The sequence below is a fragment of the Bacteroides sp. LFL-34 genome (assembly GCF_027257075.1).
In the GTDB taxonomy this organism is placed as follows: Bacteria; Bacteroidota; Bacteroidia; order Bacteroidales; family Bacteroidaceae; genus Bacteroides; species Bacteroides ovatus.
On record NZ_JAPQKZ010000034.1, the window covers coordinates 23350 to 40659 of the forward strand.

At 42.9% G+C, this 17310-nt stretch carries 10 protein-coding genes and 1 tRNA gene; 6 read left to right on the plus strand and 5 right to left on the minus strand.

Annotated elements, in window-relative coordinates; genetic code table 11:
• Positions 1–187: 187 nt before the first annotated feature.
• Positions 188–4228, minus strand: a complete 4041-nt coding sequence (locus tag N5O98_RS18840) for a hybrid sensor histidine kinase/response regulator transcription factor (protein WP_118161274.1) — start codon at positions 4226–4228, stop codon at positions 188–190.
• 210 nt (positions 4229–4438) lie between these two features.
• Here N5O98_RS18840 and N5O98_RS18845 point away from each other — a divergent pair, with 210 nt between their 5' ends.
• From N5O98_RS18845 to N5O98_RS18865, 5 genes are all read left to right on the plus strand, one after another.
• Positions 4439–6721: a GH92 family glycosyl hydrolase gene (locus tag N5O98_RS18845; protein ID WP_004299912.1), complete on the plus strand. Its 2283-nt coding sequence runs from the start codon at positions 4439–4441 to the stop codon at positions 6719–6721.
• Between the two features lie 53 nt (positions 6722–6774).
• Entirely contained in the window at positions 6775–7725 is a 951-nt protein-coding gene (locus N5O98_RS18850) for an endonuclease/exonuclease/phosphatase family protein (protein ID WP_004304952.1), read from the plus strand.
• Between the two features lie 52 nt (positions 7726–7777).
• On the plus strand, positions 7778–8935 hold the full coding sequence (locus N5O98_RS18855) for a glycoside hydrolase family 76 protein (protein ID WP_118161273.1): 1158 nt from the start codon (positions 7778–7780) through the stop codon (positions 8933–8935).
• A 59-nt stretch (positions 8936–8994) separates the two neighbouring features.
• A complete protein-coding gene (locus tag N5O98_RS18860; RefSeq protein WP_004304956.1) occupies positions 8995–10440 on the plus strand; it encodes a glycoside hydrolase family 125 protein in 1446 nt (481 codons plus the stop codon).
• A 473-nt stretch (positions 10441–10913) separates the two neighbouring features.
• A complete protein-coding gene (locus tag N5O98_RS18865; protein ID WP_182423462.1) occupies positions 10914–12074 on the plus strand; it encodes a glycoside hydrolase family 130 protein in 1161 nt (386 codons plus the stop codon).
• Between the two features lie 301 nt (positions 12075–12375).
• Here the strand turns inward: N5O98_RS18865 and N5O98_RS18870 are convergent, their stop codons facing one another.
• The 4 genes from N5O98_RS18870 to N5O98_RS18885 form a co-directional block, all read right to left on the minus strand.
• Positions 12376–14646, minus strand: a complete 2271-nt coding sequence (locus N5O98_RS18870; RefSeq protein ID WP_118161272.1) for a GH92 family glycosyl hydrolase — start codon at positions 14644–14646, stop codon at positions 12376–12378.
• Between the two features lie 219 nt (positions 14647–14865).
• Positions 14866–15537, minus strand: coding sequence for an RluA family pseudouridine synthase (locus tag N5O98_RS18875; protein WP_004299905.1), 672 nt, complete (start codon positions 15535–15537; stop codon positions 14866–14868).
• Positions 15538–15546: 9 nt separating this feature from the next.
• Positions 15547–16293 (minus strand): 3-oxoacyl-[acyl-carrier-protein] reductase, encoded by a 747-nt coding sequence (gene fabG / locus N5O98_RS18880; protein WP_004299904.1) that lies wholly within the window; start codon positions 16291–16293, stop codon positions 15547–15549.
• A 16-nt stretch (positions 16294–16309) separates the two neighbouring features.
• Positions 16310–16900 carry a TetR/AcrR family transcriptional regulator gene (locus N5O98_RS18885; protein ID WP_004299903.1) on the minus strand — a complete coding sequence of 197 codons (591 nt, stop codon included), beginning with the start codon at positions 16898–16900 and terminating at the stop codon, positions 16310–16312.
• Between the two features lie 237 nt (positions 16901–17137).
• On the opposite strand from N5O98_RS18885, the gene N5O98_RS18890 reads away from it, so the two are divergent.
• Positions 17138–17210 (plus strand) — tRNA-Met (locus N5O98_RS18890).
• Positions 17211–17310 lie beyond the last annotated feature (100 nt).

Sequence of the window (17310 nt, forward strand, 5' to 3'; positions counted from 1 at the left end):
AGATTAAAGATTAATAAATTAATACTTTTCAAGTTTATCTACTTAAAAACTTCGATGAGACAAAGATAAAATCACTAAACTCTACCAAAAGAAAATTAACTATCCTTTTTTACCTTTTGGCACGGATATTTACTATATTAACACGGATATTTACTTCTTCTTTTTCTTTAAAAATTCCCGCCACAGGCTACTGCTGAACCTCTTCCAAATGTTTCATCCGAAACTCTTTTGGCGTGCACTCATACTTTTCACGGAACACCTTAAAGAAAGTAACTTTGTTCGAGAATCCCGAATCGAATACAATTTCATCAATCGTCTTTTTAGTGGTCAGCAATAAATCTTTCGCTATGTGCAAACGACATTCCTTAATCAGATCGGTCGGGCTATCCTCTCCTATCTCTTCCATCTTCCGATAAAGACTCCGGGGACTGATTGCCAGTCGATCGGCGATATAACGCGGAGTCAAATCTTTGTTCGTTATATTATCATTGATAATCTTCAAAACCGACTGAAGGAACTTCTTCGACTCTTTATGCGTCAACTTCCCGTCCGACTTTTCAAAAGAACTGATCGGCGAACTGAAATAATTTTTCAACACCTCTTTCCGTTCTATCACCTGACAGACAGAGATACGAAGATACTCCGCACTAAACGGTTTTGTGATATACATTTCCGCACCGGCAGAAAGGGCTTCCATCTGTTGTTCCATCTCGTGTCGTCCGGAAACCACAATAATAGGAATATGCGCCGTCTCTTTCACCGATTTAATCCGCCTGGTCAGTTCAATGCCACCCATTCCCGGCATCATGACATCACAGATAATCACATTCGGATAAACCTCATTCATCACCTGATCCAGCCGTTCGGGATCTTGCAAGGTTACCACATTGAAGTCAGCCGAGAAGATTTCTCCAATAAACCATAGCATTTCGATTTCATCATCGACAACCAAAAGCGTAGGACGCATCTTATCAAACTCATACTGGGGAAGTTTCAATATCGGTTGAGTATCTATCTTGGGGATATATTCCGCCATCAGTCGTTTGGTTTCCGACACTCCGGTAGTCAGCTCCATGACCGGCAAGGTTAATGTAAACATCACCCATCCGTCAGAAGTGTTTTCCACTTTCAATGTACCATTCAGCAACTTAGCCATATTATAAGAAATAGCCAGCCCCAGTCCGTTCCGTGAAAAGTTCTTTTCATCCTGATTCTCGAAATTATCCAAAATGGCATACCGATTAAAAATATACTGAAAATCCTTTTCCTTGATGGTACTTCCTTCATTTGCTACACGAAGAGCCAGCATATTTTCCCGGCTCGTATCCACTTCAATCTTGATACTCTGTCCGTCGGGAGTATATTTAAAGGCATTAGAAATCAGATTAATAATGATCGTATTCAGGAATCCTTTGTCCGAGTTCCACATCACCTGCTCGGGTATCTTGCTCAAGAAAGTGATGTTTCTGGATTTAGCCATTTCAACAAACGTTTTGGCTATTCCTTTCACAATGGAAGACACATTCAATGATTCAACCCGCACTTCCCTGTTTCCCGTTTCAATCCGACGGAATTCGATCAACTCATGAATCAGGTTGTTGAGACGCTCCGCATTCGTCTGAATCATCTGTACGTAGTCTACGACAAATTTACTAAGTCCCTTCGATGAAAGGATTCGTCCGCAAGGACCATAAATCAAAGTCAGCGGAGTACAAAATTCATGTGCGATATTAGTAAAGAAACGAAGTTTGGACTCAAAGACATTCTTTTGATGGCGTTTCTCTATCTCGTTCAGCAATTCCTGCTTTTTACGTTTGGAGCGCAGGATAAAGGAACGTATCAGCAAGGCTGCCAGTAAAAGCAGACACAGGGCATAAATCAAATAAGCCCACCAGGAAGCATACCACGGATCACCTATACGAATCACCAGAGAATAGACATCACTCTCTTTATCAAAAACACTATTGTAATATTTCACCAGTAAGGTATATTCGCCGGGAGCCATATTCGTAAAAGAGACTCCGCTTTCCGAACCATTGTTTACCCATTGGTCACTCAATCCTTTTAGTTTATAGAAATAGGTACAGTTATTACCATTTAGATAATCCACAGAGGCAAATGAAACAGAAAAGAAATTCTGGTCATACTGCAAATTCAAGACTTCAGTTTCTTTTTTCCGGGTGAGAAATTCGCCCAGATTGTATTGTTCACCGAAGATAGACAGCTTATCAAAATAAACAGGAGGCATATAAAGCTGCTCCGGACGGCCATCCGCCCGGATAGCTACGACTCCATTGATTCCGCCAAAGAACAGAGTACCAGTCTGGGAATCCCGAAAAGCGGCTCCGTCACTAAACTCTACCACCTTTAAACCATCTCCAAAACCGTATGAACGAAAGACATTCCTTTTCGTATCGAAATTGATTAATCCAAGATTGGTGCTCAACCAGAAGTCGTCGGACGAGTTTCTAAGAATTGCATGAATGGTATTATTCAGGAAACCATTCTTGGCATTGAAGAGCTGATAAGAGGTTTCCGATGTGTACTTTATCAATCCGTAGCTCGTTCCGAAAAGATAGTTATTGCTGCTGTCTTTACTGATAGCGAGAATATTATTCAGGGTCATGTTTTCGTATTTGTGAGTAGACACCGGTTCCAGGCCATTCGTCGTTTCGTTATAGCGGAATACCCCATATCCTTTATTGCCAAACAACAGGTTGGCTTCATTCTCCGCATAAATAGTAAAGAAATAGTTCGATCCCAGTTCGCCGTCATTGATGATGTAACGTTGCGCATCCACAATCACCGGATTGTCCGGTGTTCCGGCAATACGAGCTTTCACCACTCCCATGCCGACACTCGCCAGCCACAGTTCGGAATCTGCTGTTTCGTAAATGTCATGGATGTATTTGAAATCTTCGTTACCGATCCGTATTGGTATACTCTTGATACGTTTTTCCCGATATGAATAATAAGTTAATCCTTCTTCGTCTCCTATCCAAAGCAAATTCCGGTGGCTCTTGGCAAAACAATAAACGGCATTACTATTCAAAGCACTATTAGAGGTAGTCAACACCTCCGCCCGACAGTCGGAGATGTTTTTATCGAATTCGTAATCATAGATTTTAAGAATTCCGTTTCCTTTGGTTCCCACCCAGAAAGTACGTTCATCATCAAGATAGATGGCACGCACGGGGCGTTCTATTTTCTCGGTATAATTGCTAAGCACCATTGATTTGATAGAATAAAGCGGGTTCGAATAAAGATAAACACCCTGCCCGTCGGTACCAATCCAAACAACATCCTGAAAACGGTCTTTCTTGAGACAGAATACACCGCTGTTGATAGGTAACGACTGAATTTGATAATGATTCGTCTCCTTCTGTTTCTCCAACAGCAGAATACCATCCATCAAAAAGCCCACAAAATAGCTGTTATGATAATGAACGATGGAAGAAATTTTACCACGTTCCTGTATTTCTTTACCTAGATTGGCAATAAACTCATTCTTCTGGGTCGGAATATGGAAAGCATAGAAATTAAATTCCTTGTCTATGTAATAAAGAGATTGCTCGTCATTGAAACAATAAATCAAGGAAGTCTGATAAATCAGGTTCGTTTTCTGGGGTAACAGGGTGATATCTCCCGATGCGGCTTCCTGCTGTATATCATAACAGCGGTTATATCCTTTCATGACTACCCACATCCGGTTGTTACCGTCGATAAAGAAGTTTACGATATCGGAAATCGGGATTCCCGTGATATTGATTTTCTTGAAGACTCCTTCTTTTTTATGATAATAATAGATGCAGTTACTATCCTGGATAATGAACAGATTACCATGACTATCCTTATTCATAAAGAAGAGTTTCTGAAATTCATTATAGTGAGTGATTGTATTGGTTTTCCGGTTCAAACGGTTCAGCCCATAGTAGGTTTGAATCCAGTAAATATCTTCGCCCGTATACACAATATTGTCAATCAGATTACCAGATAAGTAATCCTCCTTGTCACGAGTCTTAAATTCCTCAATCTCCTGTCCATCATAAATATTCAGCCCGTCGCAGGTCCCGATCCACATCAATCCACGCTCATCCTGGCACAGAGATGTAATCGAACTATTAGACATATACTCTTTATCTGCAACTTGCTTCAAATTATAAGCATAAGCGTTATTTATCAACAGATTAAGAAAAAAGAATAGAATAAAAACCAACTGTTTTCCCATAGTGTATTATTCTTAGATTTGCTATATGACAAAGGTAAACAAAAAAACATTCCGAGCTTTTTTTTGGCCGGAATATAAGTAAAGCTCCGTGCCAGAGTAGTTAATTTCAGCGACAAGAAACGATTTAGCCCCTCTATTACTAGAAGCACATTCCTTTTCTCCCTATTTTCGTCGTAGAAATTATTTTCAAATCTATAAATTCATTTGTTCATGAAAACACATTTTTCATTTAAACACTTGCTATTTCTTGGAGGTGCCGTGTTGTACAGCCTGCAATCTTCTGCCGTTAAGAATCCGGTAGACTATGTCAGCACACTGGTAGGCACTCAGTCCAAGTTTGAACTGTCTACCGGAAACACGTATCCGGCTACGGCATTGCCGTGGGGAATGAATTTCTGGACACCGCAGACCGGTAAAATGGGAGACGGTTGGGCGTACACGTATGATGCCGACAAAATCCGGGGATTCAAACAAACACATCAGCCCAGTCCCTGGATGAACGACTACGGGCAGTTTGCCATCATGCCTATCACCGGCGGACTGGTATTCGATCAAGACCGACGTGCCAGTTGGTTCTCTCACAAAGCGGAAGTTGCCAAACCTTATTATTATAAGGTATACCTTGCCGACCATGATGTAACAACCGAGCTTGCTCCTACGGAGCGTGCCGTCATGTTCCGTTTCACGTATCCGGAGACAAAGAATGCCTACGTGATTGTAGACGCTTTCGACAAAGGTTCTTATGTGAAAGTGATTCCGGAAGAAAACAAGATTATCGGCTATTCAACCAAGAATAGCGGCGGTGTGCCGGAAAACTTCAAAAACTATTTCGTGATTCAATTCGACAAACCGTTCACATTCGTTTCCACAGTTTTCGAAAACAACATTCTTCCGAATGAAACAGAAGCAAAAGGAAACCACACAGGGGCCGTGATCGGATTCGCCACGAAAAAGGGAGAAATCGTACACGCACGTGTTGCTTCCTCCTTTATCAGCCCCGAACAGGCGGAGTTGAATCTCAAAGAGCTTGGCAAAAACAGTTTCGACCAACTGGTAGCGAACGGAAGAGAGATTTGGAACCGTGAAATGAGTAAAATAGAGATAGAAGACGATAATATCGATAATTTACGCACCTTCTATTCCTGTTTATACCGTTCCATGCTTTTTCCACGCAGTTTCTACGAGATAGATGCTAAGGGACAAGTCATGCATTACAGCCCCTACAACGGCGAAGTGCGTCCCGGTTATATGTTTACCGACACCGGATTCTGGGACACGTTCCGCTGCTTGTTCCCTTTCCTCAACCTAATGTATCCGTCAATGAATCAAAAGATGCAGGAGGGGCTGGTAAATACTTACAAGGAAAGCGGTTTCCTGCCGGAATGGGCTAGCCCGGGACATCGGGATTGTATGGTAGGCAACAACTCGGCTTCCGTAGTGGCCGACGCTTACATCAAAGGGTTGCGCGGGTATGACATCGAAACTCTTTGGGAAGCATTGAAGCATGGAGCAAATGCACATCTTCGCGGGACTGCTTCGGGGCGTCTCGGTTACGAGTCTTACAACCAACTGGGATATGTTGCCAACAATATCGGCATAGGACAAAACGTTGCACGTACACTGGAGTATGCATATAACGACTGGGCAATTTATACATTAGGCAAGAAACTCGGTAAACCGGAGAGCGAAATCGACATTTATAAGAAACACGCGCTGAACTACAAAAATGTCTATCACCCGGAACGCAAACTGATGGTTGGCAAAGACAACAAAGGCGTATTCAATCCGAATTTCGATGCAGTGGACTGGAGCGGTGAATTTTGCGAAGGGAATAGCTGGCACTGGAGCTTCTGCGTATTCCACGACCCGCAAGGACTTATCAACCTGATGGGAGGCAAGAAAGAATTCAACGCGATGATGGATTCCGTCTTTGTCATCCCGGGTAAACTGGGAATGGAAAGCCGCGGCATGATTCACGAAATGCGTGAAATGCAAGTAATGAACATGGGGCAATATGCGCACGGCAACCAGCCTATTCAGCACATGGTATATCTCTACAACTATTCGAGCGAGCCCTGGAAAGCCCAATACTGGATACGTGAGATTATGAACAAGCTATATACCGCCGGTCCCGACGGTTATTGCGGTGACGAAGACAACGGACAGACTTCCGCCTGGTATGTATTCTCCGCACTCGGTTTCTATCCGGTTTGCCCGGGAACGGATGAATATATCATAGGAACCCCGCTTTTCAAATCAGCGAAGTTACATCTGGAGAACGGAAAGACCATCACAATCAAGGCAGATAACAACCAGCTTGACAACCGCTACATCAAGGAAATGAAAGTAAACGGGAAATCACAAACCCGTAATTTCCTTACACATGACCAGCTGATTAAAGGTGCTAATATTCAATTTCAAATGAGCCCCGTACCCAATAAACAACGGGGAACCACAGAAAAAGATGTACCTTACTCTCTTTCGTTTGAATAAAATATTGTACTTTTGGAGATCAATGAATTATCTACCAAACAAACTATAAAAACATGAAACTGAAAAACCTTTTACTAATTGCCCTTGTTGCGATCGTCTTTTGCGGTTGTCAAAGTAACTATCAGCCTACTTCTATCACCGTTGCCTCCTACAATTTGAGAAACGCCAACGGTGGCGATTCAATCAACGGAAACGGTTGGGGACAACGTTACCCGGTCATTGCCCAAATAGTGCAATACCACGATTTCGATATTTTCGGCACGCAGGAGTGCTTTATTCATCAACTGAAAGATATGAAAGAAGCATTACCCGGTTATGATTATATCGGTGTAGGTCGCGACGACGGCAAAGAGAAAGGTGAACATTCTGCTATTTTCTATCGCACAGACAAGTTTGACGTGATAGAGAAAGGTGATTTTTGGTTGTCGGAAACTCCCGACGTGCCGAGCAAAGGATGGGATGCCGTGTTGCCGCGTATTTGCAGTTGGGGACACTTCAAATGCAAAGATACCGGCTTCGAATTCCTTTTCTTCAACCTGCACATGGACCATATCGGCAAGAAGGCACGTGTGGAAAGTGCATTCCTCGTACAGGACAAGATGAAAGAACTTGGCAAAGGCAAAGAGCTTCCGGCCATCCTGACGGGAGACTTCAATGTCGACCAGACCCACCAGTCTTATGATGCTTTTGTGAGCAAAGGGGTGTTGTGCGACTCTTACGAGAAGGCCGGCTTCCGCTATGCTATCAACGGCACGTTCAACGACTTCGACCCGAACAGCTTTACGGAAAGCCGTATCGACCATATATTCGTTTCTCCGTCTTTCCAAGTGAAAAGATATGGTGTGCTGACTGATACTTACCGCAGCATCGTAGGCAAGGGAGAAAAGAAGCAGGCGAACGATTGCCCGGAAGAAATCGACATCAAGACTTATCAGGCGCGCACTCCTTCAGACCATTTCCCCGTAAAGGTGGAACTGGAGTTCGACCAGCGTCAGCAGAAATAATCTTTGTATCTAGTTATAACCTGAAAGTTTCACCACACAACCCGATATTCCTATGAGAAATATATGTTTTGTAGCCTGTATGTTATTTTGCCTTACTTCCGCAGTGGGAAAGACACCGGGAAATACCCGTTATCTTTCTATTGCCGACTCGATTCTATCTAATGTATTGAATCTCTATCAGACGAATGACGGACTACTAACAGAAACGTATCCTGTCAATCCCGACCAAAAAATCACTTATCTGGCGGGCGGAACGCAGCAGAACGGAACGCTGAAGGCTTCTTTTCTATGGCCGTATTCCGGGATGATGTCGGGTTGTGTGGCTTTATACAAAGCGACCGGAAACAAGAAGTACAAAAAGATTCTCGAGAAAAGAATTCTACCGGGAATGGAGCAGTATTGGGATAACAGTCGCTTGCCGGCCTGTTATCAGTCATACCCCACCAAGTACGGGCAGCACGGACGTTATTATGACGATAACATCTGGATTGCACTGGACTATTGCGATTATTACCAACTGACTCACAAGCCTGCATCTTTGGAAAAAGCCGTTGCATTGTATCAATATATCTACAGTGGATGGAGCGACGAGATGGGTGGTGGTATTTTTTGGTGTGAACAGCAGAAGGAAGCGAAGCATACTTGTTCCAATGCACCGTCTACTGTGCTCGGTGTCAAGTTGTACCGGCTGACGAAGGATGCCAAATACCTCGAAAAAGCAAAAGAGACGTATGCCTGGACGAAAAAGCATCTGTGCGACCCTACCGACCATCTTTACTGGGATAACATCAACCTGAAAGGGAAAGTTTCCAAAGAGAAGTACGCCTACAACAGTGGACAGATGATTCAGGCGGGTGTATTGCTCTATGAGGAAACGGGAGATGAACAGTATTTGCGCGATGCACAGCAGACAGCCGCAGGAACTGATGCTTTTTTCCGCACAAAAGCCGACAAGAAAGACCCGACTGTCAAAGTGCATAAAGACATGGCCTGGTTTAACGTGATCTTATTCAGAGGACTGAAAGCTCTGTATAAGATTGACAAGAATCCGGCGTATGTCAATGCGATGGTGGAAAATGCGCTTCACGCCTGGGAAAACTACCGGGATGAAAACGGATTATTAGGCAGGGATTGGTCGGGACATAACAAGGAGCAGTATAAATGGCTGCTCGACAATGCCTGTCTTATTGAATTCTTTGCAGAGATTTAACACTTCTTCTCCGCAACACTTTCATAATCAATACTAATCAACAAAAAAAGACTATTACCATGAATATAACTAAAGCCTTTTGTTTGTCCATAGCACTCTTTGGTGCTAGCAATATGCAGGCTATAACGAACAGTGATTTTGTCATCCAACAAGATAATACCAAAATCAACAACTATCAGACGAACCGTCCGGAAGCATCGAAACGTCTGTTTGTCTCGCAAGCTGTGGAACAACAGATTGCGCATATCAAGCAACTGCTGACGAATGCCCGCTTGGCATGGATGTTCGAAAACTGTTTCCCGAACACCCTGGATACTACTGTTCATTTTGACGGTAAAGACGATACGTTTGTTTATACAGGTGACATCCACGCCATGTGGTTGCGCGATTCGGGTGCACAAGTATGGCCTTACGTGCAACTCGCCAACAAAGACGCAGAACTGAAAAAAATGCTCGCCGGCGTTATCAAACGTCAGTTCAAGTGTATCAATATCGACCCGTATGCCAATGCTTTCAACATGAATTCCGAAGGCGGCGAATGGATGAGCGACCTTACGGACATGAAGCCCGAACTGCACGAACGCAAATGGGAAATCGACTCGCTCTGTTATCCTATCCGTCTCGCTTATCATTACTGGAAGACGACGGGAGACGCCAGTATATTCTCCGACGAATGGCTTACAGCCATCGCCAAGGTTCTGAAAACGTTTAAGGAACAGCAACGAAAAGAAGACCCGAAAGGTCCTTATCGTTTCCAACGCAAAACGGAACGTGCACTCGATACGATGACCAACGACGGCTGGGGTAATCCTGTAAAGCCGGTCGGACTGATTGCTTCTGCTTTCCGTCCTTCGGATGATGCTACAACTTTCCAGTTCCTCGTTCCGTCCAACTTCTTTGCTGTAACTTCATTGCGCAAAGCTGCCGAAATTCTGAATACGGTCAACAAGAAACCTGATTTAGCTAAAGAATGTACTACACTGTCTAACGAAGTGGAAGCAGCCCTGAAACAGTATGCGGTTTACAATCATCCGAAATATGGCAAAATCTATGCTTTCGAAGTGGACGGTTTCGGCAATCAACTGTTAATGGATGATGCCAATGTGCCGAGTCTCATTGCCCTGCCTTATCTTGGGGATGTGAAAGTGAACGATCCTATTTATCAGAATACCCGTAAGTTTGTATGGAGCGAAGATAATCCTTACTTCTTCAAAGGTACTGCCGGCGAAGGAATTGGCGGTCCGCACATCGGATATGATATGATTTGGCCCATGAGTATTATGATGAAAGCATTCACCAGTCAAAACGACGCAGAAATCAAGACCTGCATCAAAATGCTGATGGATACGGATGCCGGAACAGGGTTCATGCATGAATCTTTCCACAAGAACGACCCGAAGAACTTTACTCGTTCCTGGTTTGCATGGCAAAATACGCTGTTTGGAGAACTAATCCTAAAACTCGTGAATGAAGGCAAGGTAGACTTACTAAATAGTATTCAATAGTCTTCTATTATGTTTTTATTGTATTCCTGCTTATGAGATAACTGTTTCTAACCTTGAAGCTTACGCTTCCAAAGTAGTTTCAAGGTTGAAGAACTTTAGTTTCACGCCTTTGAAACCACAGTTTCAAGTAAGAGAAACTAGAGTTTCTCGCTGACGAAACAAAAGTTTCAAGCAATAGAACTTTTAGTTTCAAGTACTGAAACTCTCTCTTCCGTAATAGTCTGATAATCCTTGAATACCGCTCCGGATAGAAAAATAAGTGCCCACATAGCAGAGAAGCAATAAAATCCTTACTTTCAACAAGGTGACAGCAAAGTTGTCGTCACCTTGCCGTCACATCATGCTGTCACACTGCAGTATATTTATAATCAATCATTTATGCCCAATCAGGTGACAGATGACAGCATTTTATTTATTTTCCAATTTATATGTAGAGAGTATATGACTCCTAAAAAATAAATGACCCATATAATATGAACAATATGAAATCAACTTTTTTATTCCTACTTACTACAACCATGATGACCTGTACTGCCTACGGACAGTCTTCCAATCACAAAGAGAACAAATTACCCGATTGGGCTTTCGGTGGTTTTGAACGTCCAAAGAATGTCAATCCGGTAATATCTCCTATAGAAAACACCAAGTTTTACTGTCCATTGACCAAAGATTCTATTGCGTGGGAATCGAACGATACATTCAATCCGGCTGCTACACTCTACAATGGTGAGATTGTCGTGTTATACCGTGCAGAGGATAAATCAGGTGTCGGTATCGGACACCGGACTTCTCGCCTCGGTTATGCCACTTCTACCGACGGCACACATTTCCAACGGGAAAAGACTCCTGTATTCTATCCGGATAATGATTCACAAAAAGAGTTGGAATGGCCCGGCGGCTGCGAAGACCCACGAATTGCCGTAACCGATGACGGATTATATGTAATGATGTACACCCAATGGAATCGCCATGTACCTCGCCTGGCAGTAGCGACCTCCCGCAACCTAAAAGACTGGACAAAACACGGTCCTGCTTTTGCCAAAGCATTTGATGGAAAGTTCTTCAACCTGGGTTGTAAGTCCGGCTCTATCCTGACCGAAGTTGTTAAAGGGAAACAGGTTATCAAGAAAGTCAACGGGAAATACTTTATGTACTGGGGAGAGGAGCATGTATTCGCAGCTACTTCCGATGACTTAATCCACTGGACACCGATTGTCAACATTGACGGTTCCCTAAAGAAGCTGTTTTCTCCCCGTGACGGCTACTTCGACAGCCATCTCACCGAATGTGGGCCTCCGGCTATCTACACTCCGAAAGGAATTGTCCTTCTTTATAATGGTAAGAACCATTCAGGAAGAGGTGACAAACGCTATACCGCCAATGTCTATGCTGCCGGACAAGCACTCTTCGACGCCAATGATCCTACCCGCTTTATCACCCGTCTCGATGAACCGTTCTTCCGTCCGATGGATAGCTTTGAAAAGAGTGGGCAATATGTGGATGGAACCGTATTTATAGAAGGAATGGTCTACTTCAAAAACAAATGGTATTTGTATTATGGTTGTGCTGACTCCAAAGTAGGAGTAGCCGTTTATGATCCGAAACGACCGGCAAAATCTGATCCGCTTCCATAGTTATAAAAATAGTCTTGATTACATTCTTTTTTAAAGGAAAGATGTAATCAGGACTAACTTATTTCTTAAAACTATATTCCCCAAAACGGCTGAAAACAGTAAGTTCTTGTTAAGGATTTGCTTTTCAGCCGTTTCTAGTATAAAATAAAGCTTTCCGAAGCAGAATTAAATGCTACAATCGGAAAGCCTTATAATACCTATTGAAAACTGAATTGAATATTGAGAACCAGCTTTATTCTTTCATTGTCGGAGGCTTCTTCCTCCTTTCAACAATTAGCTGTCTTTTATAAGTAAGCCATCTTTATCCATTTATCTTATTCAAAACAAGCGGTCTGTTTGCCGGAGCCTTACCAAAATTCTTATTAGGCTTTTTCCCCATTACAAACTTCAATGTGCTGCCATTTATTATATCCTGATAAGTGATATAACTCTTATCATAAGGCTTGCCATTCAAATACACTTTCTGGATATAGATATTTTCTTTGCTGTTATTGGGTGCTTCTACAGTAAAAGTGTTACCACCACGTACCTTCACTTCTACTTTCTTAAAACAAGGGCTACCGAAAACAAATACACCATCCGACGGGTTCACCTGATAGAGTCCCATAGATGAAAGAAGATACCAGGCAGACATTTGGCCACAATCCTCATTACCGATGATACCGTCCGGCTGGTCTGTGTAAAAATCGCTCATGATAAAACGAACCTTTTCCGCCGTTTTCCATTGTTCACCGGCATACGCATAAAGATAAGCAACATGATGGCTAGGTTCATTTCCATGTGCATATTGTCCGATCAATCCGGTTATGTCGCTCGATGCTCCTTCACCCATACTGTCGGTGTTGGTAAAGAAACCATCAAGCTTCGTTGTAAAAGGTTTGTCACCGCCAAACAAGGCAATCAGCCCATAGGGGTCTTGTGGAGCAAAGAAAGTATATTGCCATCCGTTTCCTTCACAGAAATCTCCAACAGTATGGATGGAACGTGCCGGATCGTAAGGAGTACGCCAAGAGCCGTCTTCCAGTTTCGGACGAATGAAATGGATAGAAGAATCAAAATAGTTCTTGTAATAATGAGCACGTTTTGAGAATGTTTCAGCATCTTCTGTCTTTCCCATCTTACGTGCCATAGCGGCAATTCCCCAGTCGTCCACTGCATACTCCATGGCTATGGAAGTAGCTTCATGAACTTTGTCGGCAGGGATATAGCCTTTTTTGACTACATAAGGTACTCCTTTCTGCTTTTCATAAGTAGCTGTAGCTATCATTGCTTGCAATGCTTCTTCCGCATCGAACCCGGTAAATCCTTTCAGATATGCATCGGCAATCACCGGCACGGAGCTATACCCCGGCATCTGATCGGTCTCTCCACTCATCAAAGGCCAGATAGGGAGTTTGTCCTGCTGACGATAGATGGAAATCATCGAATTGACTACATGGTCAACCATTTCAGGTTGAGTAATAGTCATCAAAGGATTTAATGCACGGTAGGTATCCCATAAAGAAAGAGTCGTATAGTTGGCTTTCTTCGGGTCTGTGTAAATCATGTCATTCATCCCTCTATACTCTCCATTCACATCGCAAAAAAGCGTAGGGGCAATCATAGTATGATAATGGGCGGTATAGAATACACGTTTGGAAGCCTCATCATCAGTCTCTACTGTCATCTTCTCCAGTTGCTTATTCCATCGGTCGGCACTCATATCCACCACCTTATCAAAATCCCAGTGAGTAAGTTCGGATTGCAGGTTCATCGCTGCGTTGTCACAGCTGACAGAAGAAAGGGCGACTTTTATCTTCACTTCCTTCACGTTACCAAAAGTGAGGACACTCTTCACCGATGCCACTTTCAGTTGGTCCCAAGGTTGCGGGGTATTATCATCATAGGCAGTAAACTGCTCTATCTTCTTATCACTTTTCAACACAAAATAAACTTTGCGGGAAGGACTCCAGCCTCTCACATAACGATAACCCTCTACTGTATAATCATCTACCTTACGGATATAGCTGTCGTAAGCATTCGATCCGTTTCCTTCACGTAAGTCGATTAATATGGAAGCCGGTTTTCCTTCAGGATAAGTATAACGATGGAAGCCTACACGATCTGTAGCTGTCAGCTCGGCTTTGATATTGTAACGGTCGAGAAGCAAAGAGTAATATTCGGGACGGGCGATTTCATTCGCATGAGAATATCTGGAAGCATACCCATCACGTATATCATCCTGATTGCCTCTGGGAGTACGGATCTCATTCAATGGCATGATGAGAATATCACATAAGTCAGTACAGCCCGTACCGCTCAAATGGGTATGTGAAAAGCCAATTAAAATACTATCGGAATAATGATAACCCGAGCACCAGTCCCAACCTTTATGGATATTGGTAGGACCCAGCTGTACCATTCCATACGGAACACTCGTCCCAACAAAGACGTGTCCATGATAACCGGATCCGATATACGGATCGACGTACTGCAATAATCCTTCACTTTTTGAATAGTTCTGTTGCGCTACTCCATTTCCCGCTGCAAGCAAGACACAAGAAGTAAGTGCAAGTAGTTTAAATGCCTTCATTCGTATTTTTCTTTGGTATGATTGAAAATTATAGTTAGCGAATGATGCAAATATACTACCTATTTAGGAATTAACTAACTGTCGCTAGAGTTTACAAGAAAAATGGCAGGCAGGTTTACTCTTTTGGCAAGTTCCAACCACAGATTTACACGGTTTTCCACAGAAAAACTGCGTACCGTCTACTAAATAACATAATAAATGAATCTGTGGAAATCCGTGTTAATCTATGGCGAATCCTTTCCATAAATTCCCTTCGGGAAGAGGAGCTTCAAGCTCTATCAGTTCTTTTGAGACAGGATGTATGAACCGTACTCTCCGGGCATGCAGACAAATGCTCCCATCCGGATTGGAGCGTGGAGAGCCATATTTCAAATCTCCCTTGATAGGGCATCCCATTTTTGCCAGCTGACAACGAATCTGATGATGACGTCCGGTTTTTAAATCGACTTCGAGCAAATAGTAATTCTCCGAATGACCGATCAACCGGTAATGCAAGATCGCTTTCTTGCTGTTCGGCACTTCTTTGTCGTATGCATAACTTTTGTTCTGCTTTTCATTACGTACAAGAAAATGTACCAGTTCACCTTCCGGTTCTTGCGGAGCATTTTTCACAACCGCCCAATAAGTCTTTTTCACCTCACTGGTGCGAAACATTTCGTTGAGCCTTGTTAATGCCTTACTCGTTTTGGCAAAAATAACAAGACCGCTTACGGGGCGGTCCAGCCGGTGTGTCACACCGAGGAAAACATTTCCGGGTTTCTGATACTTCTCTTTCAGATACTGTTTCACAGTCTCCGAAAGCGGCGTATCCCCCGTCTTGTCTGCCTGGACAATCTCGGAAGCGGTCTTGTTGACTACAATGATATGGTTGTCTTCGTATACAACAGTCATTCTGTTCGATTACATATTCATACCACCATCTACCTGAATCACCTGACCTGATACATAAGAAGACATATCAGAAGCCAGGAAGGTAGCGATGTTTGCCACATCTTCAGGAGTACCACCACGACGCAAAGGAATTTTCTTTGCCCATTCAGCTCTTACTTCGTCAGAAAGAGCAGCTGTCATGTCTGTCAGGATGAATCCCGGAGCAATAGCGTTGGCACGGATGCCGCGAGAGCCCAACTCTTGTGCGATAGACTTAGCCAATGCAATCATACCTGCTTTGGAAGCAGCATAGTTAGCCTGCCCTGCATTTCCGTGAACACCTACAACAGAGGCCATATTGATAATGCTACCAGCTTTTTGACGCATCATGATAGGTGTACAAGCATGGATGAAGTTAAATGCAGACTTCAGGTTCACGTTGATTACCATATCCCATTGCTGTTCGCTCATGCGCATCATCAAACCGTCACGAGTGATACCGGCATTGTTTACCAATATATCGATCCGTCCGAAGTCCTTGTGGATTTCTTCAACGACCTTTGCAGTATCTTCAAAGTTAGCCGCGTTAGAAGCGTAACCTTTGGCTTTCACGCCCATTGCTTCCAATTCTTTAGCTGTATTTTCTGCATTTTCGTCAATGACAAGGTCAGTAAATGCGATGTTTGCGCCTTCGGCAGCAAACTTAAGAGCGATAGCCTTACCAATACCGCGAGCAGCACCGGTTACAATGGCTGTTTTTCCGTCTAATAATCCCATACTAAAAGTTATTTAATTAAATTTCTGTTCTATGCAGTGCGCCAAACACAATGTTGGACACATATCTATTTCTTGTATCTTCATCCAGATGTGCACCTATATGGCCTCGAATATAAGGAACTTCAATTCCTTTCACACAATAATGTATCAAGTCGGCAGTCATCTCCACATCGTCAATATGGAAAACTCCTTTTGCCTGTCCTTCCAGAAGAACAGCTTTAAAGAGCTGGACTTCCTTTGCATCAAACTTCTTGCGAACTTTTTCCACCCGCCATATATCACGGAAGAAATAAGCACGCAATGTTCCGTTTCGATAGACCACCTCTTTTACCGCGTCCAACCGGGTATATATCATCTCCAACAATTTCTCGTCCGGTGAGATATTTTTCTCGGCCACCCGCTTCATCATATCCGACAGAATATCCAATTCCGATTCCACAACAGCCAAATAAATTTCATCCTTACTTTTAAAATAAGTATAGAGCGTTCGTCTACCTTTTTTAGAAGCAAGAGCGATATCATTCATAGTTGTGTTTTCTACTCCCATCTTCGCAAAAAGCTGACGGGCTACATCTACTAATTTGGCTTTTGTCTTGGATACGGTCATAGGTTACAAATTGCACATTGCTGAATATTTTGAGCAAAAGTAATTCTTTTCTTTAGACCATACAAGAAAATAGAGAGAATATTAACATTTGTATATTAATAGGTGCTAAGAAAAAGTTTCATCATTATTTCATTCATTCTCAACTAAATAAGAAAAAAATGATGATTTACTCGAAAAATATTCAGCAAATTATTTGTTTGTTTCAAAAAAAGCCGTACCTTTGCACCCGTTAAACATCGCGGAGTGGAGCAGTTGGTAGCTCGTTGGGCTCATAACCCAAAGGTCATTCGTTCGAGTCGGATCTCCGCAACTAAAGATAAGAAGAATCGCAGAAATGCGGTTCTTCTTTTTTATGACGACTCTTCTTTACTGGTTTTATTCACAACCTAATTTCAGTTATCAACAAGGAT